The sequence below is a fragment of the Streptomyces sp. NPDC001415 genome (assembly GCF_053597395.1).
Genome location: NZ_JBSFIE010000005.1, coordinates 39,875 through 65,075 on the forward strand (window position 1 = coordinate 39,875; position 25,201 = coordinate 65,075).

Annotated in this window: 18 protein-coding genes; 11 read left to right on the forward strand and 7 right to left on the reverse strand. The window is 70.9% G+C overall.

Annotated features, from left to right (window positions below):
• Positions 1–15 precede the first annotated feature (15 nt).
• Both ACWC2B_RS08055 and ACWC2B_RS08060 read left to right on the forward strand, forming a co-directional pair.
• A complete protein-coding gene (locus ACWC2B_RS08055; RefSeq protein WP_450715614.1) occupies positions 16–885 on the forward strand; it encodes a LysR family transcriptional regulator in 870 nt (289 codons plus the stop codon).
• A 170-nt stretch (positions 886–1,055) separates the two neighbouring features.
• A complete protein-coding gene (locus ACWC2B_RS08060; protein ID WP_450715615.1) occupies positions 1,056–2,192 on the forward strand; it encodes an FAD-dependent monooxygenase in 1,137 nt (378 codons plus the stop codon).
• A gap of 119 nt (positions 2,193–2,311) precedes the next feature.
• Here the strand turns inward: ACWC2B_RS08060 and ACWC2B_RS08065 are convergent, their stop codons facing one another.
• The 5 genes from ACWC2B_RS08065 to ACWC2B_RS08085 form a co-directional block, all read right to left on the reverse strand.
• Positions 2,312–4,048, reverse strand: coding sequence for an acyl-CoA dehydrogenase family protein (locus ACWC2B_RS08065; protein WP_450715616.1), 1,737 nt, complete (start codon positions 4,046–4,048; stop codon positions 2,312–2,314).
• 82 nt (positions 4,049–4,130) lie between these two features.
• Positions 4,131–4,688 carry a PadR family transcriptional regulator gene (locus ACWC2B_RS08070; RefSeq protein WP_450715617.1) on the reverse strand — a complete coding sequence of 186 codons (558 nt, stop codon included), beginning with the start codon at positions 4,686–4,688 and terminating at the stop codon, positions 4,131–4,133.
• A gap of 106 nt (positions 4,689–4,794) precedes the next feature.
• Positions 4,795–5,793 (reverse strand): alpha/beta hydrolase, encoded by a 999-nt coding sequence (locus tag ACWC2B_RS08075; protein ID WP_450715618.1) that lies wholly within the window; start codon positions 5,791–5,793, stop codon positions 4,795–4,797.
• A gap of 276 nt (positions 5,794–6,069) precedes the next feature.
• On the reverse strand, positions 6,070–7,488 hold the full coding sequence (locus ACWC2B_RS08080; protein ID WP_450715619.1) for a serine/threonine-protein kinase: 1,419 nt from the start codon (positions 7,486–7,488) through the stop codon (positions 6,070–6,072).
• A 45-nt stretch (positions 7,489–7,533) separates the two neighbouring features.
• Complete coding sequence (locus ACWC2B_RS08085) at positions 7,534–8,340, reverse strand: serine/threonine protein kinase (protein WP_450715620.1); 807 nt, start codon at positions 8,338–8,340, stop codon at positions 7,534–7,536.
• A gap of 379 nt (positions 8,341–8,719) precedes the next feature.
• On the opposite strand from ACWC2B_RS08085, the gene ACWC2B_RS08090 reads away from it, so the two are divergent.
• From ACWC2B_RS08090 to ACWC2B_RS08120, 7 genes are all read left to right on the forward strand, one after another.
• Entirely contained in the window at positions 8,720–10,036 is a 1,317-nt protein-coding gene (locus ACWC2B_RS08090; RefSeq protein WP_450715621.1) for a cytochrome P450, read from the forward strand.
• A 117-nt stretch (positions 10,037–10,153) separates the two neighbouring features.
• Positions 10,154–11,299: a winged helix DNA-binding domain-containing protein gene (locus tag ACWC2B_RS08095; protein ID WP_450715622.1), complete on the forward strand. Its 1,146-nt coding sequence runs from the start codon at positions 10,154–10,156 to the stop codon at positions 11,297–11,299.
• A gap of 544 nt (positions 11,300–11,843) precedes the next feature.
• Positions 11,844–12,314, forward strand: a complete 471-nt coding sequence (locus ACWC2B_RS08100; RefSeq protein ID WP_450715623.1) for a pyridoxamine 5'-phosphate oxidase family protein — start codon at positions 11,844–11,846, stop codon at positions 12,312–12,314.
• A gap of 75 nt (positions 12,315–12,389) precedes the next feature.
• Positions 12,390–15,650 carry an amino acid adenylation domain-containing protein gene (locus tag ACWC2B_RS08105; RefSeq protein WP_450715624.1) on the forward strand — a complete coding sequence of 1,087 codons (3,261 nt, stop codon included), beginning with the start codon at positions 12,390–12,392 and terminating at the stop codon, positions 15,648–15,650.
• A complete protein-coding gene (locus ACWC2B_RS08110) occupies positions 15,647–16,861 on the forward strand; it encodes a cytochrome P450 family protein (RefSeq protein WP_450715625.1) in 1,215 nt (404 codons plus the stop codon). The genes ACWC2B_RS08105 and ACWC2B_RS08110 overlap by 4 nt, the downstream gene beginning before the upstream one ends.
• A gap of 47 nt (positions 16,862–16,908) precedes the next feature.
• Complete coding sequence (locus ACWC2B_RS08115) at positions 16,909–18,132, forward strand: cytochrome P450 (RefSeq protein WP_450715626.1); 1,224 nt, start codon at positions 16,909–16,911, stop codon at positions 18,130–18,132.
• Between the two features lie 191 nt (positions 18,133–18,323).
• Positions 18,324–19,139, forward strand: coding sequence for a maleylpyruvate isomerase family mycothiol-dependent enzyme (locus tag ACWC2B_RS08120; RefSeq protein ID WP_450715627.1), 816 nt, complete (start codon positions 18,324–18,326; stop codon positions 19,137–19,139).
• An 80-nt stretch (positions 19,140–19,219) separates the two neighbouring features.
• Here the strand turns inward: ACWC2B_RS08120 and ACWC2B_RS08125 are convergent, their stop codons facing one another.
• Positions 19,220–20,758 carry a carboxylesterase/lipase family protein gene (locus ACWC2B_RS08125; protein ID WP_450715628.1) on the reverse strand — a complete coding sequence of 513 codons (1,539 nt, stop codon included), beginning with the start codon at positions 20,756–20,758 and terminating at the stop codon, positions 19,220–19,222.
• Between the two features lie 242 nt (positions 20,759–21,000).
• Positions 21,001–21,615 (reverse strand): TetR/AcrR family transcriptional regulator, encoded by a 615-nt coding sequence (locus ACWC2B_RS08130; RefSeq protein WP_450715629.1) that lies wholly within the window; start codon positions 21,613–21,615, stop codon positions 21,001–21,003.
• Positions 21,616–21,669: 54 nt separating this feature from the next.
• Here ACWC2B_RS08130 and ACWC2B_RS08135 point away from each other — a divergent pair, with 54 nt between their 5' ends.
• Both ACWC2B_RS08135 and ACWC2B_RS08140 read left to right on the forward strand, forming a co-directional pair.
• Positions 21,670–22,626, forward strand: a complete 957-nt coding sequence (locus tag ACWC2B_RS08135; RefSeq protein ID WP_450715630.1) for a GNAT family N-acetyltransferase — start codon at positions 21,670–21,672, stop codon at positions 22,624–22,626.
• Positions 22,627–22,986: 360 nt separating this feature from the next.
• Complete coding sequence (locus ACWC2B_RS08140; protein WP_450715631.1) at positions 22,987–25,020, forward strand: phosphocholine-specific phospholipase C; 2,034 nt, start codon at positions 22,987–22,989, stop codon at positions 25,018–25,020.
• Positions 25,021–25,201: the final 181 nt, after the last annotated feature.

Sequence of the window (25,201 nt, forward strand, 5' to 3'; positions counted from 1 at the left end):
GGGTATCGTCACGGCATGGAGCTACGCACGCTGCGCTACTTCGTGGCAGTCGCCGAGGAACTCCATTTCGGCCGGGCCGCCGGCCGGCTGCACATGAGTCAGCCTCCGCTGAGCCGGGCGATCAAGCAGTTGGAGACCGAGCTCGGCGTCTCGCTGTTCGAGCGGTCCCCGGGCGGTGTCGCGCTCACTCCGGTGGGAGCGGTGCTGCTTCATGAGGCGCGCGCCCTGCTCGCCCAGGCCGCCCGGATGCGCGACCGTGTGGCCGCGGCGGCCGGAGCCACGGCCGTCACCGTCGGCATCCTGGGCGACAGCACCGACCCTCGCGCGACACGGCTGGCCTCCGCACACCGCCGCCGTCACCCGCATGTCGAGGTCCGCGTCCGCGAGACCGGCCTGACCGATCCCACCTGTGGGCTGCACGCCGAAGTGGTCGATGTCGCGCTGACCCGCGGTCCGTTCGACGAGACCGGCCTGGTCGTGCGCGAGCTTCGCAGCGACCCGGTGGGCGCGCTGCTTCGCGCCGACGATGTGCTGGCCGGACGCGACAGCCTGAAGCCGGCCGACCTGGCCGACCGCCGCTGGTTCCGCTTCCCGGAAGGTACCGACCCTCTCTGGCAGGCGTACTGGAACGGCGGGGAGCCACGCGAAGGGCCGGTCGTACGCGCCGTCCAGGAGTGCCGGCAGGCCGTGCTCTGGAACGGGACGGTCGGTATGACGCTGCTGGACGACGAGCCGGGAGACGGGCTCGTCGTGGTGCCGCTGATCGACATGCCGCCGAGCCGCATGGTGGTGGCATGGCGGGAGGGCGACACGAACCCCGCCGTCCGCTCGTTCGTCCGGCTCGCGATCGCCGCCTACGCCCCCGTGGACCCCCGAGTGGCGTGACCGGCTGCTGTCCGAAAGCCGTCTCCTCCCGCCCGGCCATTGCTCGGAACGGAACTATTGCTTGCCGATCCGGGCATTGCCGTCGCGTCATCCCATGTCAAGACTCAAGGAGTCCGCGAACGCGGACGATCCGGTCACTGGCGTACACGTCGGCAGCATTGGGAGAGGCCATGCGAAACAGGAATGTTCTGATCTCCGGAGCGAGTGTCGCGGGGCTGACGCTGGCTCACTGGCTGCAGCGCGCGGGATTCCGTCCGACGGTGGTGGAACGGGCGCCCGGTCTGCGCAGGGGTGGGCAGGCCATCGACATCCGGGGCGTCGCGTTACAGGTCGTGGAACGGATGTGGCTGCTCGACAAGGTCCGGGAGGTCACCACCGACATGCGCGGCATGTCGTTCGTGGACGGCCGGGGTGAGGAGCTGTCCCGGTCCACCGAGGCCACCCTGACCGGCGGGTTGATCGACAACGACGACGTCGAAATCATGCGTGACGACTTGACGACCCTGCTGTTCGACGCGAGTCGCTACGGGAACGAGTACCTGTTCGGCGATGCCATCACCTCCCTGACGCAGGACGAGGACGGCGTCGAGGTCCGCTTCCGGCACGAACGTGCCCGCCGTTTCGACCTGGTGATCGGCGCGGACGGCCTGCATTCCGGGGTGCGCCGGCTGGCCTTCGGCCCGGAGTCCGCATTCCTCCACTTCCTCGACAGCTATCTGGCGATCTTCAGCGTGGAGAACTTTCTCGGCCTCGACCACTGGCAGATGTACCACACGGCCGGTGACGCGCTGGTCGGCGTCTACAGCGCCCGGCAGAACACCGAGGCCCGGGCGATGCTGCTGTTCGGGTCCCCGGGACTCGACTTCGACCACCGCGATCCCGAGCAGCAGAAGAACATCCTCGCCGAGCGCTTCGCCGACGTCGGCTGGGAAACGCCCCGCCTCCTCGCGAGCATGCGGGACGCCCCGGACTTCTACTTCGACTCGATGAGCCAGGTCCGCCTCGACCACTGGTCGAAGGGGCGGGTCGGGCTCGTCGGCGACGCGGGGTACTGCCCTTCGCCACGGTCCGGCCAAGGCACCAGCATCGCCCTGGTCGGCGCCTACGTACTCGCGGGCGAACTCGCCAACCACCGGGACGACCACCGTGCTGCCTTCGCCGGCTACCAGCAGCTCATGTGGGAGTACGTCCGCAAGAATCAGCGGCTCGCCCATCGCAGGGCCGACGGCACCACGCGCACACCACCCGCCGAACTCGCCCGCGCGGCCAACTCCATGACGCTCCCCGGCTATCCCCACCAGGGGTGACGTCGCTCAAGAGCGCCATCGGGGCTGACCAACGCGGCAGGTCCCCGGTCTCATCACAGACCGGGGACCTGTACCACGCCGTGTCGGCCAAGCCGGGTGAACGGACTCAGCGACCGCCGTTAGGGCGCCATCTCGTACGCCCCGGCCAGCGCCTCGACGCGTTCCCAGACACGTGCCGAGCGAGCCTCGTCGACAACCGGACGCCGAACGGCGCCGAGCGCCCAGCTCTGCTGCTCCGCGGTCGCGGAGTCCTTGCCGTGCAGCTCGACGGCGTGCGCGGAGAAGTCGCGCACCAGGACGGCGAAGAGTTCGTCGAGGACGTCCTCCTCCAGGCCCGTCAGGCGCGCCTGCTCCAGGATCAGCTGGCCGTGCACGACCAGCGCGAAGAGCTGGCCGACGGCGAGCAGCAGGTCGAGGTCGCGGCTCTGCTCCTCGTCGGGGGCGGCCGTGGTGACGAACTCGCAGAGCGCGTCGGCCTGTTCGCGGAAGCGGCCGACGTTCGCCACGTCGGCGTACGCGTCGAAGGCGGTCCGCCAGTCGTGGAAGCGGATGGCGCCGAGGCCGCGGGCCGGTCCCTGCTGGAAGAGGAAGGCGTCGTCGGCCGCGTCGAGGCGGGTCGGCACGGGTGCGTACTCGACCGGGTTCAGGAGGTGGTTGCCCATGAACTTGAGGATCAGCGCGAGGTTGACGTGGACCGTGCCCTCCAGCTTGGGCAGGCCGCGGATCTCGACGGCCGCCTGGGCGAAGTAGTTGTCCTTCTCGAAGCCCTTGGCGGCGATGACGTCCCACATCAGGTCGATGACCTTCTCGCCCTCCGTGGTCACCTTCATCTTCGTCATCGGGTTGAAGAGGAGGTAGCGGCGGTCGTCGGGGCCCGCGGTGCGGAAGTAGTCCACGGCGCGGTCGCTGAACAGCTTCATGCCGACGAGACGGACGTAGGCGTCGGTCAGCTCGCGGCGCACGTGCGGGAAGGCGGTGACGGGGCGGCCGTAGAGGATGCGCTGGTGGGCGTGGGTGACGGCCTCGTACATGGCGTGTTCGCAGATGCCGATCGAGGCGGTGCAGAGGTTGAACTTGCCGACGTTGACGGTGTTGAGGGCGGCGTCGAACGCGGCCCGGCCGGTGTGCAGGACGTCCTCGGCGGCGACCGGGTAGTTCTCCAGGCGGAACTCGCTGACGTACTTCGAGGAGTCGACGACGTTCTTCACCAGGTGGTACGCCTCGTGGCGGCTGTCGGCGGCGAAGAAGACGTAGCCGTCGGGGCCCTCGACGTCGGTGCGGCGGCCGAAGACGGACACAAGCCCTGCGGCGTTGCCGTTGCCGATGTAGTACTTGGAGCCGGTGGCGCGGAAGCCGCCGTCGCCGTCCGGCTCCAGGAGCATGTCGGTGGAATAGATGTCCGCGCCGTGGGTCTTCTCGGACAGGCCGAACGCGAACACCTCGCCCTGGTCGAGGAGTTCGGCCGCGCGGGCGCGGGCCACGGCGTTGTCGCTCTGCCAGACCGGGCCGAGGCCCAGGATGGTGACCTGCCAGGCGTACCAGTAGTCGAGGCCGTAGAACCCGAAGATCTCGTTGAGGGCGGCGATCCGCGCGGTGTCCCAGCGCTTGTCCCCCTCGTCCTGTCCGGTCTCCTGTCCGGCGGCGGAAGCCGGGGTGAGGAAGGTCGCGAACAGGCCTTCCTTGGCGGAGAACGCGAGGAAGTCCGCCAGCCAGGCGCGCGAGCGGTAGTCCTCGATCAGCCGGCGCTTGCCGCGCTGCTCGAACCAGTCGACGGTGGCGCGCAGCAGCCTGCGGGTCTCGGGGTCGAAGTGGGTCGGGTCATAGGTCCGCGGGTTGAACAGCAGCGGGTCGGCCATGGCCATTCGCCTTTCCGGCTCGGGGAGTTGGGGAGGGGTGACGGGGAACTCGGGCTGCCCGAGGGCAGGTTGATGCACCGGATCAGCGCTCGGGGCCGATCCGGTGGAGGGTGGCGATCACGTCGTCGAGCCAGGCGAGCGTCATGCGTTCGTACGCGATGCCGCCGCGCAGCACGACGTGCTGGAGCTCCTGTCCGGCGTCGGACGCCTCGGGGGCGTCGGGACCCGTGAAGTCGCGCAGCTCCCCCGCGAGATAGTGCGCGAGCCGGTCGGCGTGCGCCCGGCGGTGCCGCTCCACCTCGGCCAGTAGCGCGGCCGGGTCGTCGAAGGCCGCGCCACGGATCTTCACGGCGAGCTCGTGCCGGACGCTCTCGGGCTCGATCGGCTCGTGCAGCCATCGGGAGAGCGCGGCTCGGCCGGCCGCGGCGACGGAGTACTCCTTCTTGTCCGGCCGGTTCTGTTGCGCCACCTCGCGGACGTCGATCCAGCCGTCGTTCTCCATGCGCTTGAGGATGCGGTAGATCTGCTGGTGCGTGGCGGCCCAGAAGTAGCCGATCGACCGGTCGAAGCGCCGGGCCAGCTCATAGCCGGAGCCCGGCTTCTCCAACAGCGAGACGAGAATCGCGTGCTCAAGCGCCATGCCCGAATCCTTCTATGCAACTCGTTGCATAGACAAGCGGCACCGCCCAGGTGAGACACGGCTCACCTGGACGGTGCCTTCAGCAGCGACGCGACGTCGCCGGGTGCTATGCCTTGCGGAGCCTGTCCACGATGCCGTCGAGGTCGCGGATGAACAGGTCGGGCCGTACGAAGTGGCCGCCGGGCACCTCGTACCACTCGTGCGGGATACCGGCCCGGTCGAGGAAGCCGCGCCACTCGCGCTGGGTTTCGAGCACCGCGGTCTCGTTGAACCGGTCCCAGAAGGTCGGCTCGGGGCTGGTGCCCGCGACCATGAAGATCCGCTTGTTGCGGTAGCTCTCGACGCGCTCGCACGGGTTGTCCATGCTGACGCGGTTCTGGTCCCACGGCACGCCGTAGACGGTGCCGCCGCCCAGCTCGATGGCGGCCGAGGACGCGTTGGCCCAGTGCACGACCCCGCCGGGGATCCCGGCCGCGTTGCCGCGCAGGCTGGCAGGGCCGGAGTGGGAACTCACCGAGGCGAAGTGGCCCCAGTACTTGGCCGCGTACTTCAGCGCGCCGAAGCCGCCCATCGAGAACCCGGAGACCGCACGGCCGTCGTACTCCGCAAACGTCCGGAAATTGGCGTCGATCCACGGGATCAGCTGGTTGATGTGGAAGCTCTCCCAGTTCCGCGGGCCGACGGTCGAGCTGACCGGGTTGGAGTACCAGCCCGCGTGGCCGCCGTCGGGCATCACCACGATGACCGGCTTGCCCGCCGTCCAGTCGCGGATGTGCAGGCGGTCGAAGGTGATGAAGTCCTGGTCGGTGCCGCCGCCGTGCAGCAGGTAGAGGACGGGGTAGGTGCGCCCGCTGGTGTGGTAGTCGTCAGGGAGCAGGACGTTGACGGCGGGGTTCCAGCCGATCTCGGCGGTCTGGAAGCGGTAGTACCACATGCGGGGGTCGCCCTCGCCGCGCTCCACGATGCGCAGCCCGAAGCCGTCGTCGGCCGCGCTGGCCGCGGACGCCGCCGAAAGGACGGTCCCGGCGCCGAGGGCCAGCGCCGCGGAGGCTCCGCCGACGGCCTTGAGAACGTTCCTGCGGGTGGGGCGGTGCTGCTCGCTCAACAGATCCTCCTGATCGGTGAATGACCGGTAAGTGCGACGTGCTGACGTGGTCCCGGGGCCGACGGTCCGCACGGTAGTCGCCGGATGCCGGGCCCGGCATCCGGAACGATCCGGAATGACATGCCCGCGGATCCGCGATGGACTCGACTCGTGCACCGGTGCCCCACAGCCGACGGCTCAACTACCCTGCTCAGCAAGGTAGTTGACGGTGGCGACGTACGGGGGCGGGCATCGGACGCCCGTAGCGGTGGGGGATCCCGGTGGGCCGGGGTCCCCTCACCGGACGGGTGCGGGAGCCGGGCAGTCCGGGACCGAGGGGCGGTCCTTCGTGCGTACGGCGGGCAGCCAGGCCGTGGGTCGGTCGGAGCCCCGCGGCAGCCGGACGCGGTACCAGTCGGCGGAGTGCGTGTCCGCCTCGTCGATGATCGGCATGCCCTGGGCGAGCCGGCAGTCGACGGCGAGTTCATCACCGTGCCACACCCGGGTCGGTACGACGTTGTCGATGGTGTAGGGCCGCGTCGGGTCGATCGCCAGGCCGAGACTGCACTGTGCGTCCCGATCGGTACGGACCCGGCAGCTCCGGTCGGCGTTGAACACCCGTATGCGGCCCGGCGGTTCGGCGGTCGTCGCGCCGGACGCGCCGTCGTCCTCGACGTGCGGCCAGATCGTCGCGCCCACCGCGCACACCGCGAGGGTGACGAACGCGGCCCGTCTTCGTCCTCGTCGGCGTGCCGCGGGCCGCGCGGCCGGCGCATCGGCGTCCGTCCCGGTGGACTGCCGGTCGGCGATACGCGCGAGCAGGGTTTCGGGGGTGTGCTCGGCGCGGGCGAGGTGGGTCGGGGCCAGGCAGTCGGCGGCCAGCGCCCGCCAGAAGGGTGGCACCGCGCCGTCCAGGCGCAGCGGGGTCCGCCCGTCGGCGTACTCCTGTGTCGCGGCGCCGCGCGCCATGGGTGTGGCGCCGGGGAACGGCGAGGCACCGGAGGCGAACAGCTCGTGGATGGTGATGCCGAGGGCCCAGATGTCGGCGCTCGGCCGGACTTCGACGCCCTGCTCGCCGAGGGGCGCCTTCCACCGCTCGGGCGGCAGGTAGTCGAAGGTGCCCATCGGAGGGGCGTAGCCATGGGTGCCGTGGGTTCCGGTCAGCCGGGTGACGAGCCCGAAGTCCGAGAGCTTCACCGAACCGTCCGCCATGAGCAGGATGTTGTCCGGCTTGAGGTCGCCGTGCACCCAGCCGCTGCGGTGCAGATGGGCGAGGCCCTCGCAGATCTCGGTGACGAGCCGGGCGCCTTCGGCCTCGCCGACCCCGCTACCGAGCAGCTCGCGCAGACTCCGCTCGGCCCGCTCCATGACCAGCACGATCGCGCCGTCGAGGAGGGGGTGGTCGGGTTCGCTCAGTACGACGGTGTCGAGGAGGCGGATCAGCCTCGGGTGCGAGGACCGGCGGCCGAACTCGACCTCGCGCCGGGCGGTTTCGGCCACCTTGCGGGCCTGGCGCGGTGCGAGCCCGGCGGTGGGCAGCACCTTGAGCGCGACGGCCTCCTCTTCCTCGGCTTCACTCCCAACTGGCCGTCCGGCATGGACAGTTGCCCAGCCCCCGGCGCCGATCGGCTCGGTGACCTCCCAGCGGCCCACGCGGTAGCCGGGCGGCAGGAGGTCCGTGCGGTCAGTTCCCGAAGTGTCTGCCGGACCCTGCACCGTGTCCCCCTCCGGTCCGTCGGCCGTCATCTGTGGGCCGCCGCCTCATCCCGCCGTCCCCCGCTCCTGCGCGCCGGTTCCGGTCCGGGGCGGGAGCAGCGCGAGGTGTTCCTCCCGTACGAGGCCGAAGCGCAGCACGAGCCCGACGATCGCCTCCCGTTTGCCGTTGCGGCGGGCTTCCCTGCGCGGCCCGGACTCGGCCGGTGCGCTGATCCGCATCTTCTCGTCGGCGAGGTAGTCGATGTGCGAGCTGACCGCCCGGGCCGTGAGGCGGGCGCACGCGGGATGCCCCTTGAGCCGGTCGACGATCTGGGGCGTGGTCGGCACCGCGACGGGTGACTCGTCGCGCAACCGCGGTTCGCAGAGGGCGACGAGGATGAGGAAGTAGAGGGCCGTCTCGTCCAGGGAGTACGCCGTGACGGTGCGGCTCCCCCACTGGCCGCCCATGCCGTCCGGGTCCAGGTAGACGTGGTCGGGCGCGAACACCTGGAAAGCGACCGTGGTGTTGCGGCGGGTGGGCAGCACGACCCGCGAGAACTCGAAGGGGATGGGCGCTCCGGCCCGCCGCGGCGGCACCCGCAGATACTCCCCGGCCCCTTCCGGGTTCTCGACCAGATAGCTCTGCGTCGTGCTGAGGTTGCTGAGCTGCCAGTGGTCGTCCGTCACCCGGATCTCGCCCGCGAGCCGGGAGATCGCCTCGTCGTCGAGGCGGAGTTCGACCGGGGTCGTCGCGGAGCCCCGCCCGAAGCGGGCCACCTCGCCCGGTCCCAGCCGCAGCGTCACCGCGTTACCGGCCGGCTCACCCGCACCCTCCGCGGCCCCCTGCGGCACATAGATCACTACCCCGCTCACTGCCCCCTCCTCACCCCCGCGTCACTGATCCTCACTCAGGTCGAACGTTACACATCCTGACCATCGGTCAACTCCTGGGATCTGGCCGATTTCGTACGCTCCGAGCGGGGTCGATTTATGCCGGTCCAGCACGGTTACGGAAGGGCTCCGTGCCGACCTCGATCGGCTTCCGGCGCAGGTGGGCAGCGAGCACCAGCCCCCTGGCTGTTTGTCACTCCGTAGCGTTCCGGGTGCCCCGAACAGGGCATGCGGGGCTACCGTCCACGGCGGCTCGATGCGGATGGCGGACTGGCCGGATGCCCTGGTGGACCACGGGTGAATCACGGATGCTCGGAGGCATGTCCGACGACCACATGCCCGACAACCATGAGGAGCGGCCATGAACATCCCCGGTCCCGAGCCCCGGACGGACGGCGGGGCCGGCGCCATCGCGGCGGCGGGCGGGCTGCACAACTACCAGCGGTGGCTGCACGCCGAGTACGGGCCCGTGGTGCGGTTCCAACTCCCGGGCTCGGAGACCGCCGTGTCGGTCGCCGATCCCGTACTCCTTGAGGCCACGGCTCACATCGACAAGCGGCCGGAGCGGCTCTTCGACTTCCTGGCTCCGCTGTTCGAGGCGGGGAACCTGCAGGTGCTGCCGGCCGACGAGCACACCCCGTTGCGGCGCCTGCTGCTTTCGGTGCTGGCAGGACGCCCTTCCCACGAGCGGCACTTCGCACGGTTCACCGAGCTGACGACAGCGCTCGCCGACCGCTGGGCCGAGCGGGCCTGCCGGGAGCCCGTCGCGCTGCAGAAGGATCTCACCGCGCTGACGCTGCGGATGATCTGCGAGTACGCGCTGGGGGGCGACGCCGAGGACCCGGACGGCGTCATCGCCGCGTTCGAGGAGGTACTCACCGAGTATCTGGGGCGGCTCTACGAGGCGCCGGCCCCGGACGCCGGGGAGGAGCGCGCCAAACGGGCCGCGGACGCTCTCGCCTATCTGCGCGCGACAGTTGACCGGATCGTCGCGGCGCACGGCTCCGGGGGCGGAACGGACAGGAGCGATCTGATCGGGGCGCTGGTCGAGGCGGGTGAGCGGCCCGCGCGGATCCGCGACACCGTCATGATGTCGCTGCTCGCCGCACACCACACGACCGGGGTGGCCGTCTCCTGGACCCTGCATCTGCTGGGCGGCCATCCCGAGGCGGCGGCCCGCGTCGCGGACGAGCTGGAGCGCGTACTCGGTGACCGTGCGGCACCCGAGTACGCCGACCTGCGAGGGCTCACCTATCTGGACATGGTCCTCAAGGAGTCGATGCGGCTCTATCCGCCCGGCCCGTACGGTGCGCGCGAGACGACCGAGGCCGTCGTCCTGGGCGAGTACGAGATCCCGGCCGGGGCGACGGTCTTCTATCCGTTCTGGGCCGTGCACATGAATCCCGCCTACTGGCCCGAGCCCGAGAAGTTCGTGCCCGAGCGGTTCGCTCCGCAGGAGGTGGCCAAGCGGCCGAGGCTCGCGTACATCCCCTTCGGGTTCGGGCCACGCAGCTGCGAGGGCGCCGGACTGGCCGTGGTCGAGGCCCAACTGGTCCTTGCCGTCCTGCTCAAGCGCTTCCAGTTCCGGCCCGTGCCCGGGCACGAGGTGACGCCGATCGAACGCTTCGTGCTGTGGGCGGCCGACGACATCCGCATGACCGTGAGCCCGCGCCGCTGAGACGTGGGCACGGCCTACCCCGGGCGAGCGCGGGATGGGGCGACCTCCAGGCAACCATCTGATGGGCGGCGGCCGATGCTGGCGGGTGCGGGATGGAGCACGGCAGAATCGCCGACCATGGAGATCACCGAGCGCGAGCTCAACCGGGCCACCCTGAGTCGGCAGTTGCTTCTGGCGCGGGAGCCGTTGACCGTCCCGGAAGGCCTACGGCGTGTGGTCGCGCTTCAGGCGCAGCACCCGGCCTCTCCCTATCTCGCGCTCTGGAACCGCCTCGCCGGCTTCGATGCGGCAGAGCTGGACGAGGCCTTCGCGGGGCGTTCGGTGGTCAGGGCCACCCTGATGCGGATCACCCTGCACGCGGTGCTCGCCGAGGACTACGAGGTCTTCCGCGCGGCGATGCAGCCGACGCTGTACGGCTCCCGGCTCGGGTACCGCTTCGCCGCCGCAGGGCTGACGCCCGCCGATGCCGAGGAGCTGGTGCCGCAGCTGCTGGCTTTCGCGGACCGGCCGCGGAGCATGGCCGAGATGAGGGCGTGGGTCGCGGAGCGGCTCGGCGCCGAGAAGGCGGAGGGGGGCTGGTGGGGGCTGAAGGCGTACGCGCCGCTGCACCACGCTCCTTCGGGTCCGCCGTGGTCGTTCGGCGTCCGGTCGTCGTTCGTCGCGGCCGGGAAGGGGCCGGTGCCTGGCGGGAAGACGGCGGATCCGGAGGCTCTCCGAGCCCTGATCCTGCGCTACTTGGCAGGGTTCGGGCCCGCGTCGGTGGCGGACGTCGCACAGTTCGCGATGGTGCGGCGGGCACCCGTACGCGAAGCCCTGCGCGCCCTGGACGGCGCGGTCGAACAACTCCAAGGGCCGGCCGGTGTCCCCCTGTTCGACCTCCCGGATGGCTCCCGCCCGCCCTCGGACACACCGGCCCCGCCCCGCCTCATGGCGATGTGGGACAGCGTCCTGCTGGCCTACGCCGACCGCAGCCGAGTGATCCCCGCGGCCTACCGCCCCTCCGTCATCCGGAACAACGGTGACGTCCTGCCCACCCTGCTGGTGGACGGATACGTAGCCGGAGTGTGGCGCCCGGTGGACGCCGGCATCGAGGCCACGGCCTTCCACCCCCTCTCACGCGCCACCTGGGAGGGTCTCGCCGCCGAGGCCCAGTCCCTGACAGCATTCCTCGCCGACCGGGAGCCGGCACCGTACAGCCGCTACAACCACTGGTGGGCGAAGCTCCCCGAGGCGGAGACAAGGGTGCTGCCGACACGGCCCTGACGAGCGGGACGGCCGTGGAAGTCCCCCCAGCGTTCCGAGCGGCACCGAAGCGGACACCGCTCTCCGCGGCATCGACTGGGACGGACTCGCCCAGGACATCGAGCCGTAGAGACCGCCGCCCGTCGGCATGGAAGCCCGGAACGGAAGCCAGGGGCAGAACTCCCGTGGTTGAGGCCGGAGTTGATCGGCATCCCTTCACGAAATCCCGTCCAGTCGATGCGACTGGGCGGGATTTCGTGCACTTCGGGCCTGGCGCAGCGCCAGGCTCCGGAACGCAGGCGCCGTCGACTCGGACCGGATTCTCCCCCAGTTGCCGGAGACCCCGGGTCGATCCCGGTCGCCCCACTACCGGACAAAGCACCGCGGAAACCGGCTCAAAACCGCCTAAACCATGAGTTTATTGGCTATTTGCCCGGGGAGTGATCACTCGTCCTCAAGTCTGCTCACGACGGTGGCGCCCACAAAAGCGGCACCTCAGCCAAAACACACAGGCCGATCACACAGCCAAAACACCGAGACAGGAGCCCCACCCATGCTGCCTTCCATGTCACGTCAGGACCGCGAGCGATTCCTCGCCGAGCCACGCGTCGGCGTCCTCGGCGTCAGCGACTCCCGGGGCGGCGACCGCGCGCCGCTGATCGTGCCCGTGTGGTACGGCTACGAGCCCGGGGGCGAGGTGGTCGTCGGTACGAACCGGGAGAACATCAAGTCGCGCCTCCTGCGCACCGCCGGGCGCTTCAGCCTCTGTGTGCAGGACGAGGCGCGGCCCTACCGATACGTCAGCGTCGAGGGGCCCGTCACGGCGATCGAGGATCCGATAGCCCCGGCCGTGCGCGAGGCGCTCGCTCATCGGTACCTGGACCCCGAGGAAGCCCGCGCCTATCTGCTGGCGACCTCGGCCCAGCTCAAGGACGACATCCTCTTCCGCATGCGCCCGGAACGCTGGCGCAGCGCCGACTTCGCCGCGTTCGCGGCGGACTTCGCCGAGGAAGGCGCGGAAAGCCGCACGGGCTGAGCGCTCCCGCCTCGCAACCCCCGCGTGGGCCGAGCAGGGCCTACGCACGAAAGCCGTTCGAGCAAGAAGGATTTGATGAACCACACCGATGTTCCGTTAGCCCCGTCACGCCCGTTACCCGTTCCTCCGCGCCCGGCGGCCGGCGCGCCCGTGCCCGGCTACCCCCGGGACAGCGTCATCCCGGCGCTGTTCGAGGCGCAGGCCGCGGCCCGGCCGGACGCGCCGGCCGCGCGACATGGGCAGCGTGTCGTGACGTACCGTCAACTCGACGCCTACGCCGATGATTTGGCGGCGCGTCTCGACGCGCACGGCGTCCGCCCCGGCGACCTGATAGGCGTGTGCGGGAGTCGCTCGCTGGAGGCGCTGGTGGCGCTGCTCGGCATTCTCAAGGCGGGCTGCGCGTACGTGCCGCTCGACGAGGATCTTCCTCCGGCCCGGCTGCGGGCCATGGCCGAGGACGCGGGGCTCAGCGCCGCGGTCACCCTGCCGGGCAGCACGCGCCGGGTGCGCGGTCTACGCGCGTCGGTCGAGGTCGGTCCCCTCGGCCATGCCACCAACCGACCCACCCGGCCGCTCGACCACACCGCCGACGAGCGCAACCGGCCGCACGATCACATCACCACCACCCGGTTCACGCGGCCGGCCGACCACGCCACCGACGAAGTCACCTCGCCGGGCGCCCTCCCCCGGCGCGGCTCCGCGACGGACTGCGCCTACGTGGCCTTCACCTCCGGCACGACCGGCCGCCCCAAGCCGGTCGCCGTGCCCCACCGCGGCGTGGTGCGCCTGGTCCTTTCGGAGCCCCAACTGCCGCCGCCCGGGCCGGGGGACGGGGTGCTGCACGCGTACGGCCTGTCCTCCGACGCCTCGACGATCGAGATATGGGGCGCGCTGCTCACCGGCGCCTGTCTGGTCATCGCCGACCGCGAGGAGTTGCTCTCCCCCGCCGCGCTGGAACGGCTCTTCCACACTGCCGGCGTCACCGTGGCGTATCTGACGACCAGCGTGTTCCACCTGGTCGCCCGCACCCGCCCCGAAGCGCTGGCCCCGCTGCGCTTCGTCTCCGCGGGCGGGGAGGCGATGGACCCGCGCCTCGCGAACGCCGTCCTCGCGGCCTGCCCCGGCACCACGGTGGTCAACTTCTACGGTCCGACCGAGAACGCCGTCGTCTCCACCGCGCACGTGCTGAGCCCCCTTCCCGAAGACGCCACCGGCGTCCCCCTCGGCCGTCCCTTCGGCGCCACCACGTGCCATGTCCTGCGTGCCGACGGCTCGGTGGCGGGGCCGGGCGAGGAGGGCGAACTGTACGTCGGCGGGGACGGCCTCGCCCTGGGCTACCTGGGCGACCCGCGGCTGACCGCGGAACGGTTCGTCGCGCTGCCCGCCGTCGAACCGTGCGGGCGTCTGTACCGGACCGGCGACCGCGCCGTACGGACCGCCGACGGGCGCCTTGAGTACCGCGGCCGCCTCGACCGCCAGGTCAAGCTGCGGGGCGCCCGCATCGAACTCGACGAGGTGGAGGCCCGGTTGCGGGCCCACCCCGAGATCGGCGAGGCCGTCGTCGAGGCCGAATCCGATGCCCTGACCGCCTACGTCACCGCCTCCACGCCGGGCCGCCCCCTCGCGTCGGCCACCCTTCGCGCGTACTGCGCCCAGTGGCTGCCCCCGCAGGCCGTCCCCGTACTCGTGCCCGTGGATCACTTCCCGGTGACCAGCGGCGGCAAGATCGACCGCACCCGTCTCAAGTCCGCCGCGCCCCTGACCGGCCGCGGCCCAGCGAGCGCTCGGAACGCGCGGGAGAAGGTCGAGGGGCTGCTCGACGTCCTCACCGAGGTGTGGCGGCAGGTGCTGCGCGTACGTCCGCTTCCCGAGGACGACTTCTTCCTCCTCGGCGGGGATTCGCTGCTCGCCTCGGAGGTCGTCACGCGCGCCCTCGCCGTGCTCAACCTCGACGCCGCGCTCGGCTCGACCCTGATCAGGGCCCTGCTGGCCACGCCGACCCTTGAGGGGTTCACGGCCGCCGTACGCGACGCCCGGGGCGGCTTCGGCGCGGGGGCCGGCCCGGAACCCGTCGTCGACTTCGTGCGCGAGACGGAGCTCGGCTTCACCCTGCCGCCCGCCGAAGGCCCGGCCCCCAGCCCGCGGGATCCCAAGGACGTACTGCTCACAGGAGCATCGGGGTTCGTCGGCGCGTTCTTGCTGCACCGCCTGCTGCGCTCGACGGCCGCCCGCGTCCACTGCCCCGTACGGGCGACGAGCCCGGCGCATGCCGAGCAGCGGGTGCGTACCACGCTCGCCCGCTACGGGCTGCGCCTCGACGAGGCCGAGTGGCGGCGTGTGGAGTGCTTCCCCGGCGACCTCACTCAGCCGGGGCTGGGGCTGTCAGCCCCGCGTGTCGCCGACCTGGCCCGCCGTCTCGACCTGGTCGTGCACAACGGAGCCCGGGTCAACTTCCTTTATCCGTATGCCGAGTTGCGCCCGGCGAACGTCGACGGGACCCGGGAGGTCGTCCGGATCGCGGCGCCCCGCCGCGTGCCGGTGCACTTCGTCTCGACCGTCGCCGTCGTCGCCGGGTTCGGCACCGCCGGGGTGCGCGAGGTGGCCGAGGACGTGCCACTGGCCCATGCGGACGGGCTCACCATGGGCTACGCGGAAAGCAAATGGGTGGCCGAAGGCGTGCTGCGGCGGGCGGCCGAACAGGGGCTGCCGGTGGCCGTGTACCGGCCGTACGAGGTGACGGGCGACCGGGTGCACGGCGCGTGCAACACCGAGACGGCGATCTGCTCGCTGTTCAAGACGATCGCCGAAACGGGTCTGGCGCCCGACATCGAGCTGCCGATGGACTTCGTCCCCGTCGACCACCTCGCCGAGTCGGTGGTCCACATCGCCACCCACCGGGCGGCCGACGGCCGGGTCTACCACCTCACCAACCCCCGCCCGGCCATGCTGTCGGACGTCCTCGACCGGATGCGCTCGGCGGGAATCGCCCTGCGCACACTGCCGTACGCCCAGTGGGTGGGCGAGCTGGTGCGGTACGTCGCCGAGAACCCGACCAGCGCCACGGCGCCGTTCGTGTCGCTGTGCGTGGACCGCAGCCGCAACGCCGACATGTCGGTCAAGGAGATGTACCTCAAGGGCACCTTCCCGGTCCTGGGGCGGAGCAACGCCGAGGAAGCGCTGGCCGGCAGCGGGCTGGACTGCCCGCCGGTCGACTCGGCGCTGCTCGACCGGTATCTGGAGTATTTCTTCGCCTCCGGCTACATCGCACGCCCCGCACCCGCGCCGGGGCACGCGACGCCGCGCGCCGACGCGGCGGGATCGGAGCACGCCGCATGAGCCGTCCCGAAGCCCTCGTCCCGGTCCCGGACGTCGAACCCGGCACCGCGGGACCCCCGTGCGCGTACGCCCGGCTGCGGGCCGAACAGCCCGTGGTCCAGGCGCAGTTGCCCAACGGCGAGACCGGCTGGCTGATCAGCCGCTACGAGGACGTGCGTGCCGCTTTCGCCGACCCCCGGCTCGTCCGGCCGCTTCTTTCGGCCTGGCCGCCCCGCGAAGGTGCCGACGCCCCGCCACCCGCCCTGCCGACGTTCCTGGAGATGACTGGCGAGCACCACGCGCGTGTGCGCCGCGCCGTGCTGCCGATGTTCGGCCGACGCCAACTGGAGTTCATGCGGCCCCGGATCAGGGCGATGGCCGGGGAACTCGTCGACGCGATGGTGGCCGGCACGGCGGATGGCGAGGCGGCTGATCTCGTCGCCTCCTACGCGGAGCCGCTGCCGCTGCGCGTGCTGTGCGAGACCGTCGGCCTGCCGTATGAGGACCGCGAGATCTACCTTCCGCACACCCTCACGCTCCTGGGCGCCTCCGGGCTCTCCATGGAGGAGGTGCTCGCCGCGCTGTACGCCCTTCAGGACTACGCCGACGGGCTGATCTCCCGCAGGGAGAAGGACGGCGAGGGCGAGGACTACATCGGGCAGCTCCTGGCGGAGGCTCGGCGTCCGGACGGCCGGCTCACCCGGGACGACGTCGTCAGCTTCGTCGTCACCATGCTCATGGCCGGCTACAAGACCAACATCCAGCACACCGGCAACGCCCTGCTCGCGCTGCTCACCCACCCCGGTCAGCTGGACAGGCTGCGTGAGGCGCCCGAGGGGATCGGCAGCGCGGTGGAGGAGCTGCTGCGGTACGTGCCGCTGATGAACGCCATCAACATCCTTGTCGCGACGGAGGACTTCACCCTGCACGGGCAGCGGATCCGTGCCGGTGACGCGGTCGTCCCGGTGCCCGCGTCGGCCAATCGCGACCCGGAGGCGTTCGCCGATGCCGACCGCCTCGACCTCGCCCGCACCCCGAACGCGCATGTCGCCTTCGGGCATGGCCCGCATGCGTGCATGGGCGGGCATCTGACCCGTCTGCAACTCGCCATCGCCATCGAGGTGTTGCTGGAGCGGCTTCCCGGCGTCGAGCTGGCCGTGCCCGCGGAGACGATCCCGTGGGACGAGTCCACCCCGCTGCGCGCACCAGCCGTACTGCCCGTGCGCTGGTGACGACACCCCCGCTCCCGTACGCGACCCAGGAGAAAGGCCCGCACCCCGTGACCACCCCCCAAGCACCCACCTCCGAGGAATCCCCGACCGGGGATCTCCCCCACTACCCCTTCAGCACCCGGGGCGACCGGCTCGCCCCGGAGCTCACCGAGCTCCGCGGCCGCTGTCCCGTGGCGCGGGTCGGCACCAACTCCGGCGACGAGGCATGGCTCGTCACCGGCTACGAGCTGACCCAGCACGTGCTGCGCGACCGCGCCTTCAGCCGCTCCGTACTGGCCGAGGCGGCCAGCCCGGCGCAGGATGCCCCGATCATGGCGCCCGAACTGCTCGACGCCATGAACCACTTACAGAAGGCGGGCCTTCGCGACGAGGTGCTCAAGGCCCTCGGCCGCGACCAGCCCGCCCTGCCCGCCGGCTGGGTCGAAGACGTGACCCGCGAGGGCCTGGACGCGATGGTCCGCGAAGGCGGTCCGGGCAACCTGCAGCACCACTTCGCGGAGTGGGTCGCCGCGCAGTGCATGTGCCGTCTGCTGGGCCTGCCCTTCGAGGACCGCGCCTGGCTCGCGGTACGGGCCGATCTCGACCTGACCATGGTCACGCCCACCCACGAGGAACTCGCCCGCAACTGGGAGGAGATCCGCGTCTACATGCACGACCACATGGCCACACGCAGCCCGGGCGAGCCGCGCGGCCTGGCGGACCGACTGGCGGATCTCAACGCCGCGCACAAGGGATTGACGGACCGTCAACTCTCCAACATCGTGTCCGTCTTCTTCGTCAGCGGTTACGAGGACTTCGCGAGCTTCCTGGGCGTGGCCGCCTTCAACCTCCTCCAGCACCCCGAGGTCATGGACGCGGTACGAGCCCGCCCGGAGACGATGCCGGGTTGCGTCGAGGAGTTGCTGCGCTGCAGCGTCGTGCTGGGCAACGCGATCCCGCGCTTCGTCACGCAGGACGCGCGGCTCGGCTCCGCCGAGGTGAAGCAGGGCGAGATGATCCTGCTCTCCCTGGACGCGGTGAACTTCGACCCGGCCGCGTTCCCCGACCCCGACACGTTCGACCCGGCCCGTTCCCCCAACCCGCATCTCCGCTTCGGCTACGGCCGTCACCACTGCCCCGGCGCCCACCTGGTCCGCCGCCAGTCCGACGTGGCCTTCCGCACCCTCCTGGACCGCCTGCCCGAGCTCCGCCTGGCCGTACCGCCGGCGCGAGTCCCCTGGCACCCGAATCGCATGGCCATCATGCCGGCGGAGATCCCTGTGACCTGGTGACGTTCTGAGATCCGTACGCCATTGAGCGGCGAGGCGCGGGTTGCGAACCAGGCAATCGCGGTGTTGCACTGGTTGGGCCGCCCGCGCCTCCACCAGGAGGGCAGGATCCACGAGACGTTGCTTGAACGCGGCCTGTTCACTGGTCAGTTGGGGGGCGCCACGACTGGCTTCACATCTAGGAGCATCCAGGAGTGCTGAAGACCATGGACTACGTCGCCCGGTTCCGTCGCGATGTCGAGGCATTCGAGGGCGCGGCTCGCGCGGTGTCGCGGGAGGAGGGTGGCGATGGGACGGCGCTCGTCCCCTCGTGCCCGGGCTGGTCGGTGGCCGATCTCGTATTTCATCTGGGCGCCGTGCACCGCTATGTGATCCACGTGATCGGTGAGGGTCTGCTGGATCGTCCCAAGGACGACGACTTCGCGTTCCTGTCCTTGCCCGCGCACATGGAGGGCTGGCCGGATCCTCAACTCGCCCCGAACCGCGGCCCGTTGCCCGCCGGACTCGTCGACTGGTTCCACGAGGGGGCCTCACACCTGGCGTCGCTGTTCGCCGAGCGTGATCCCGCCGAGCGGGTGTGGTCCTGGTCGGACGAGCAGTCCGTGGGGTTCTGGCAGCGTATGCAGACCATCGAGGCGGCCGTACACCGCTGGGACATCGAGCACGCCCTGGGCACGGACCGGCCGGTGGACCGACAGCTGGCCGCCGACGCCGTGAGCCACACCTTCGAGGTCATGGCCCCCGCCCGCCGCGCCCGCCAGAACGCTCCGGCAGGGCAGGGCGAACGGCTCCGGTTCCGGCAGTCCGACGGCTCCGGCCTCTGGGTCGTCCAGCTGGATCCCGACGGCGTCCTGCTGAACGGGGGCACCGGATGCTGCGACGTCGAACTGACCGCCACCGCATCGGAGTTGATGCTGTTCCTGTGGCACCGCATCCCCTCCGAGGGCCTGGAGGTCCGGGGCGATGCCGCACTCCTGGAACGCTATTTCAAGTTGGTCCCGCCGCTTTAGACGGGTCGGGGTGGCCTCTCTGTCCCGGCTGACCGCACGCGTTCATCAGTCACGCCGTGACCGGGCGGCGGGGCCGGAGGCTACCGGCTGATCAGCGGCAGCACCGGGAACGTGTGGTTCTGCCAGATCAGGCGTGAGGGCTCCTCCGGGTACGCGGTGACTGCGGGCGAGGCGTCGAAGAGCTGGGTTCGGCGTCGGTCGGTGTCGTACGCGGGCCAGCCGGGGTCGCCGTGGGCGGCGAACGATGTCCATGCCGTACGCATGCGGGCGGACAGGGCCTCCGCCTCCGAGGTGGGCTCGGTGCCGATCAGTACGGCGGGCTGGCCACGGTCCAGGTTGCCGAAGACCAGGGGTACGTCCAGGCCGTGGCAGGCACCGAAGGCAGCACCCATGCCCGGAGCCGGCCAGGTCAGCTCGTAGACGTGCGCTCGGCCGCCGGCGGTGACCTGGGACTCGGCGAGGTGGAGGGTCGGCATGCGGAACAGCCAGTCGGAGTGGACCAGTTCGTACAGCTCGTCCGGACCAGCCGTCGGGAACGCCTGCCGGTAGTGGCGCTCGCCGTCCGGGGCCGGGGCGAAGGTGCGGAGGGCGGTGGCCGCCTGCTCCTCGGTGACCTGGCCGAGCAGGCCTTCGAGCGCGGTGAACAGGCGCTGCTCCTCGCGGGTGTGGCCGACGAGAAGGTCGATGTCACGGCCCGCCCCGTCGGCCAGGGCCTGCCACGGTGTGGCGGGCAGGACGTCGCCGTCGACGACGGGCGCGAAGAGGATCGACCGGTGCGCGGGCCGGCCCCAGCGGTGCGCCCATTGGCCGATCTTCGCGGCGACCGCGTCACCGGCGGCGGACAGCCGGTCCGGGGCGACACCGGCCAGGTCGGCCGGCGTGGGGCTCAGCCCCAGCTCGGCGGCGCAGGCGGTCGTGATGTCCGCGGCGAGCTCCGGTGCGAAGAACGTGCCCGGTGCGCTCTGCACGACGGCCCGGTGGAAGAGCCCGCCCGCACGGTCCATCGCAAGCAGGGCGGCGATCGATCCCCCGCCCGCCGACTGGCCGAAGACCGTGACCCGGTCCGGGTCCCCGCCGAAGGCCTCGATGTTGTCGCGCACCCACTCCAGCGCGGCGACCTGGTCGAGCAGCCCCCGGTTGGCGGGAGCGCCTTGGAGCTGTGCGAAACCCTCAGGCCCCACGCGGTAGTTGAACGTCACCACGACGACGGCGCCGTCCCGCGCGAGCCTGCCACCGTCGTACTCCGGGAGGCCGGACATACCGATGGTGTACGCGCCGCCATGGATCCACACCATCACCGGCAGCCCCGCACCGTGGCCGGGTTCCGGCGACCAGACGTTGACCGTCAGCCAGTCGTGGTCGCCCGTGTCCTGCACCAGCGCGTCCATGCCGAAGTGACCACCCTGCGGGGGCGGCGGACCGTACCCGTCCGCATCCCGCACTCCGCTCCATCCCCGTACGGGCCGCGGCGCGGCGAACCGCAACGCGCCGACCGGAGGCTCGGCGAACGGGACACCGCGGAAGACCGCCGCCCCCGCCTCCCAGCTGCCCCTCAACGCCCCGGCCACAGCATGGACTTCGGGCCGTGAACCGGCCGCCTCGGACCCTGCGACAGTCATCGCGACTTCCCCTCAAGAACTTCGGAAGCGTCAGGAACCTGAGGAACACCAGGAGCCTGAGAAACCTCAGGAACGCCAAGAACGCCAAGACCTTCAGAGATCTCAGGAAGGCGGCGGGCTCACGGCCCCCGAACTCTCCGCACCCTCCGGAGCATCCACCGTGTCCGCGTGCCGCGCCAGCCAATTACCGAGGCCCGCCCGACCCGCCCGTGCGGGCTGCCGACACCGCCGCCCCAGGGGGCTCAGCGCTGCCGGCGCCGCCCCGCCCGGTCCGAGATCGACGCGAGGAAGCCGTCGAGCATCGCGACCTGCACCTCCTCGGTGAACCGGCCCGGATCGAAGAGGGCCTGGACCACGAGTCCATGGGTGAACGCCACGGCGGTGGCGGCGAGTTGCTCGGGGTCGGCCGATTCCGGCAGTTCACCGGCGGCGCGGGCGGCTTCGAGGTGCGGGGTGATCGATGAGCGCAGCCGGGTGTAGCGGTCGGCCTGTTCCCGGCCGAGCCCGTCGTCGGCGAGGGCCAGGTCCCAAGAGCTGACCCAGATCCGGTTGCGGGCCGTGTCGCCGGCGGTCAGCGGCAGGATGTCGAGCAGCATCGCCCGCAGCGCCGCGATTCCCTCGGCGGGGCGTTCCCGGCGGGGCCGTTGCGCCGTGCGGGTCTCCAGAAGGTCCAGTGCGTGGGCGACCAGGGCTCGTTTGGTCGGGAAATAGTGCATGAGCATGCCGGTCGAAACGCCCATGGCGGCGGCGACGGCGCGCAGGGTGAGCCCCCCGAACCCCCGGTCGGCGAGGACTTCCCACACCGCCTGGCTCACGTCGTCACGGCGTGCTTCACGGTCTCCTGGCGCGGGTGGCATGCTGCTACCTTACATACCGAACGCTTGTTACGTACCCATGGAAACGAGGGATCCGTGTTCGCACTGCCGCTCGGCGACGACGCTCAGCTCCGCCCCCTGGAACCCTGGCAGGCGCGGGAGTTCCTTGAGCACATGGACCGCGCCCGCCCGTTCGTCGACCCCTGGATACCGTGGGCGACGTACAGCACCGACCTCGCCACCGCCGAGGCAACCCTTCAGCGTTACGCGGACCGGCAGGCCGAGGACTCGCGCCGGATCTATGGCATCTGGCTCGACGGGACACTGGTGGGCGGGGTCATGTTCACGAGCTTCGACACCGCTTCCGGCGTGTGCGAGATCGGCTGCTGGCTGGAGGAGAAGGGCGCGGGGCGCGGCCTGGTGACCCGGGCGTGCCGGGTGCTGATCGACTGGGCCTTCGCGGAACGGGAGATGAGCCGCGTCGAATGGTGGGTCGCGGCCGGCAACACCCGCAGCATCGAGGCCGCCCGCCGGCTCGGGATGACCCGCGAAGGCGTACTGCGCGGACGCTACCCGTACCGGGGCACGCGGCACGACTCCGAGGTCTGGGCGGTCCTCGCCGATGAGTGGCCGCCGACGGAAGGGCCCGCGGCCGACGTCAAGGCCGAGCTCGACCAGCTGATGGACACCTTCCTCGGCGCGTTCACCAACACCGGAGGCGGCCGCCCGAACGTCGGCGCCGTCCGGGAGGTCTTCATTCCGCAGGGGATGATCATCAGCAACGTCGGGGCCGAGCCCGTGATCTACGACCTCGACTCGTTCGTGGCGCCCCGCGAGAAGATCCTTAACGACGGCACTCTGACCGAGTTCTCCGAGTGGGAGGTCTCCGAGCGGACCGAGATCTTCGGCTCGATCGCGCACCGGTTCAGCCAGTACCGCAAGTCCGGATACCTCAACGGCGAATGGTTCGAGGGCTCCGGCCACAAGACGACGCAGTTCGTACGGACACCCGTCGGCTGGAAGATGAGTTCACTGTCCTGGGACGACGAGTAGGGACCCACAGGTCATACATCGCCACCACACCTCAACAAGGCGATGCCGCACGGGACTTCGCCGCTCCTGAAGGTGCGCTGTCGCGCGGGTCGGCCGGCAGGCATGAGGGACTCCCCCATTCCATCGAGGGATACCCACTACATAACGAAGCCATAACGGGACTAGTCCAAACTTCAGCACCTGTTAGAACGCTGGAAAGGCAACCCGCGACCTGTGGCCACCCGGTGCCGCCAGGCTCATGCCAAGCCGGGCGGCCCGCCGGACGTACGACTCCGCACCCGGGCCCGCCTCGCCAAGTCCCCTCCCCCACGCGCCAGTTCACCGAGCGTGGGTCAGCTTCCCCGGCCTCAAGGAGTGCCCATGAGTCCCGTGTCCCGGCGCAGATTCATCAGCATGGCGGCAGGCGCCACCGGCAGCGCCGCCGTGCTGTCCGCCCTGCCGGACTCCCTCCAGCAGGCGCTGGCCGCGCCCGCCACCACCGGCGGCGGTATCGGCGACATCCAGCACGTGGTCGTCTTCATGCAGGAGAACCGGGCGTTCGACCACTACTACGGGTCGATGAAGGGCGTCCGGGGCTTCGCCGACCGCAACGCCATCAGTCTGCCGGGCGGCAGGTCGGCGTTCCACCAGCCGTACTCCAACTCCGACGGCTACATCCTGCCGTTCCACATGGACACCGCCACGACCAGCGCCATCTGCGCCGACGCGCCCGCGATGAGCTACCCGGTGGACACGGCGATCTGGAACAACGGCAAGTACGACGCCTGGAACACCGCGCGCACCCCCGGCCTCGGCATGGGCTACTTCCAGCGCGCGGACCTGCCGTTCTACTACGCGCTCGCGGATGCGTTCACCGTCTGCGACCACTACTTCTGCTCGACGCTGACCCAGACGAACCCGAACCGGCTGCATCTGTTCACCGGCTCGAACGGCCTGTCCGTGGGCAAGAGCGCCGTCCTCGACAACACCGAGCCGTCGGCGGGGTTCACCTGGACCACGTACGCGGAGCGTCTGGAGGCGGCCGGGATCAGCTGGAAGATCTACCAGCAGAGCGACAACTTCGACGACAACGCTCTGGCCTGGTTCGCCAACTTCAAGAACGCCAAGCCCGGTTCGGCCCTGCACGACAAGGGCATGGCGACCGTCCCGGACCTGGTCGCCGCCTTCCGGCACGACATCGACGCGGGCACGCTGCCCCAGGTGTCGTGGATCATCGCGCCGGCGTCACTGTCCGAGCATGCCAACTACAAGCCCGCCTGGGGAGAGGACCTGTCGGCTCGGCTGCTTGCGGCCCTGGCCGCCAACCAGGACGTCTGGTCGAAGACCGCGTTCATCCTCAACTACGACGAGAACGGCGGCTTCTTCGACCACGTACCGCCGCCCGTCCCGCCCGCGTCCTCCAGCCAGGGCATCAGCTCCGTCAGCACGGCGGGCGAGATCTCCGGCGGCAAGGCGATCGGCATGGGCCCGCGAGTCCCCCTGATCGTCGTCTCGCCCTGGACGCGGGGAGGTCACGTGTGCTCCCAGGTCTTCGACCACACCTCGGTGATCCGCTTCCTGGAGCAGCGCTTCGGTGTCCACGAGCCCAACATCAGCGCCTGGCGCCGGGCGGTGAGCGGCGACCTGACGTCCGCCTTCGGCTTCGGCACGGCCGACGCGTCCTGGCCGTCGCTGCCCGACACCAGTGGTTACGTCTCCGGCGCCGACACCCAGTGCTCCACCCTGCCCGTGCCCAGGATCCCCGCCCAGCAGTCCGTGCCCGTACAGGAGTCGGGGACCAAACCGGCGCGGGCGCTGCCCTGGCAGCCGAACGCGAGCGGCAGGACCGACTGCGCGGGCGGCCGGTTCTGGATCGACATGACCAACACCGGCACCGCGGGCGTGACGTACTACGTCTACCCCAACGCCCACCGCACCGACGGCCCCTGGCTGTACACGGTCGACGGCGGGGCCACGGTGTCGGACTACTGGGTCGCGGGCACCCCCACGGGCGCGTACGACTTGTCGCTGTACGGCCCCAACGGCTTCCACCGCCGCTTCGCCGGCAACCGCGTCACGGCGTGTGCCGGCTCCGCCGCCTCGGTGGAGGTCGCGGCCGCCTACGACACGACCCGTAACGAACTGCGCCTCGCCCTCACCAACAGCGGCGGGAGCGCGGCCACGGTGACGGTCAAGGACAACGCGTACGCGACCGGTGGCCCCTGGACCTACTTGGTCCCGGCCCACACCACAGCCGCCGCCCCGGTCACGGCGTCCTTCGCGACGACGAGCGGCTGGTACGACCTGACGGTCACCGCCACCACCACGGACGGCTTCCTGCGCCGTCTGGCCGGCCACATCGAGACGGGCACCCCGAGCGTCACCGACCCCGCGATGGCGGGCGCGACCGCCTGACACCCCACCCCCGAAAGGGCGACCCCGGCGGAGGCTGGACCGATCCTCCGCCGGGCGGTGACCCGGCCCCTGCAGATGCGATCCGTGAGCCGCGCATACACCGTCGTCGAGACCGCCGGCGAAGAGATCATCGCTGTCCGAGCAGTGGCTTCGGCGCGCTCAACCATCTGCCTCGCTGACA

Bases quoted from the DNA above. Each gene is read 5' to 3' on its own strand.
- ACWC2B_RS08055 (WP_450715614.1), top strand. From the start codon at position 16: ATGGAGCTACGCACGCTGCGCTACTTCGTGGCAGTCGCCGAGGAACTC.
- ACWC2B_RS08060 (WP_450715615.1), top strand. From the start codon at position 1,056: ATGCGAAACAGGAATGTTCTGATCTCCGGAGCGAGTGTCGCGGGGCTG.
- ACWC2B_RS08065 (WP_450715616.1), bottom strand. From the start codon at position 4,048: ATGGCCGACCCGCTGCTGTTCAACCCGCGGACCTATGACCCGACCCAC.
- ACWC2B_RS08070 (WP_450715617.1), bottom strand. From the start codon at position 4,688: ATGGCGCTTGAGCACGCGATTCTCGTCTCGCTGTTGGAGAAGCCGGGC.
- ACWC2B_RS08090 (WP_450715621.1), top strand. From the start codon at position 8,720: ATGAACATCCCCGGTCCCGAGCCCCGGACGGACGGCGGGGCCGGCGCC.
- ACWC2B_RS08095 (WP_450715622.1), top strand. From the start codon at position 10,154: ATGGAGATCACCGAGCGCGAGCTCAACCGGGCCACCCTGAGTCGGCAG.
- ACWC2B_RS08100 (WP_450715623.1), top strand. From the start codon at position 11,844: ATGTCACGTCAGGACCGCGAGCGATTCCTCGCCGAGCCACGCGTCGGC.
- ACWC2B_RS08105 (WP_450715624.1), top strand. From the start codon at position 12,390: ATGAACCACACCGATGTTCCGTTAGCCCCGTCACGCCCGTTACCCGTT.
- ACWC2B_RS08110 (WP_450715625.1), top strand. From the start codon at position 15,647: ATGAGCCGTCCCGAAGCCCTCGTCCCGGTCCCGGACGTCGAACCCGGC.
- ACWC2B_RS08125 (WP_450715628.1), bottom strand. From the start codon at position 20,758: ATGACTGTCGCAGGGTCCGAGGCGGCCGGTTCACGGCCCGAAGTCCAT.
- ACWC2B_RS08130 (WP_450715629.1), bottom strand. From the start codon at position 21,615: ATGCCACCCGCGCCAGGAGACCGTGAAGCACGCCGTGACGACGTGAGC.
- ACWC2B_RS08140 (WP_450715631.1), top strand. From the start codon at position 22,987: ATGAGTCCCGTGTCCCGGCGCAGATTCATCAGCATGGCGGCAGGCGCC.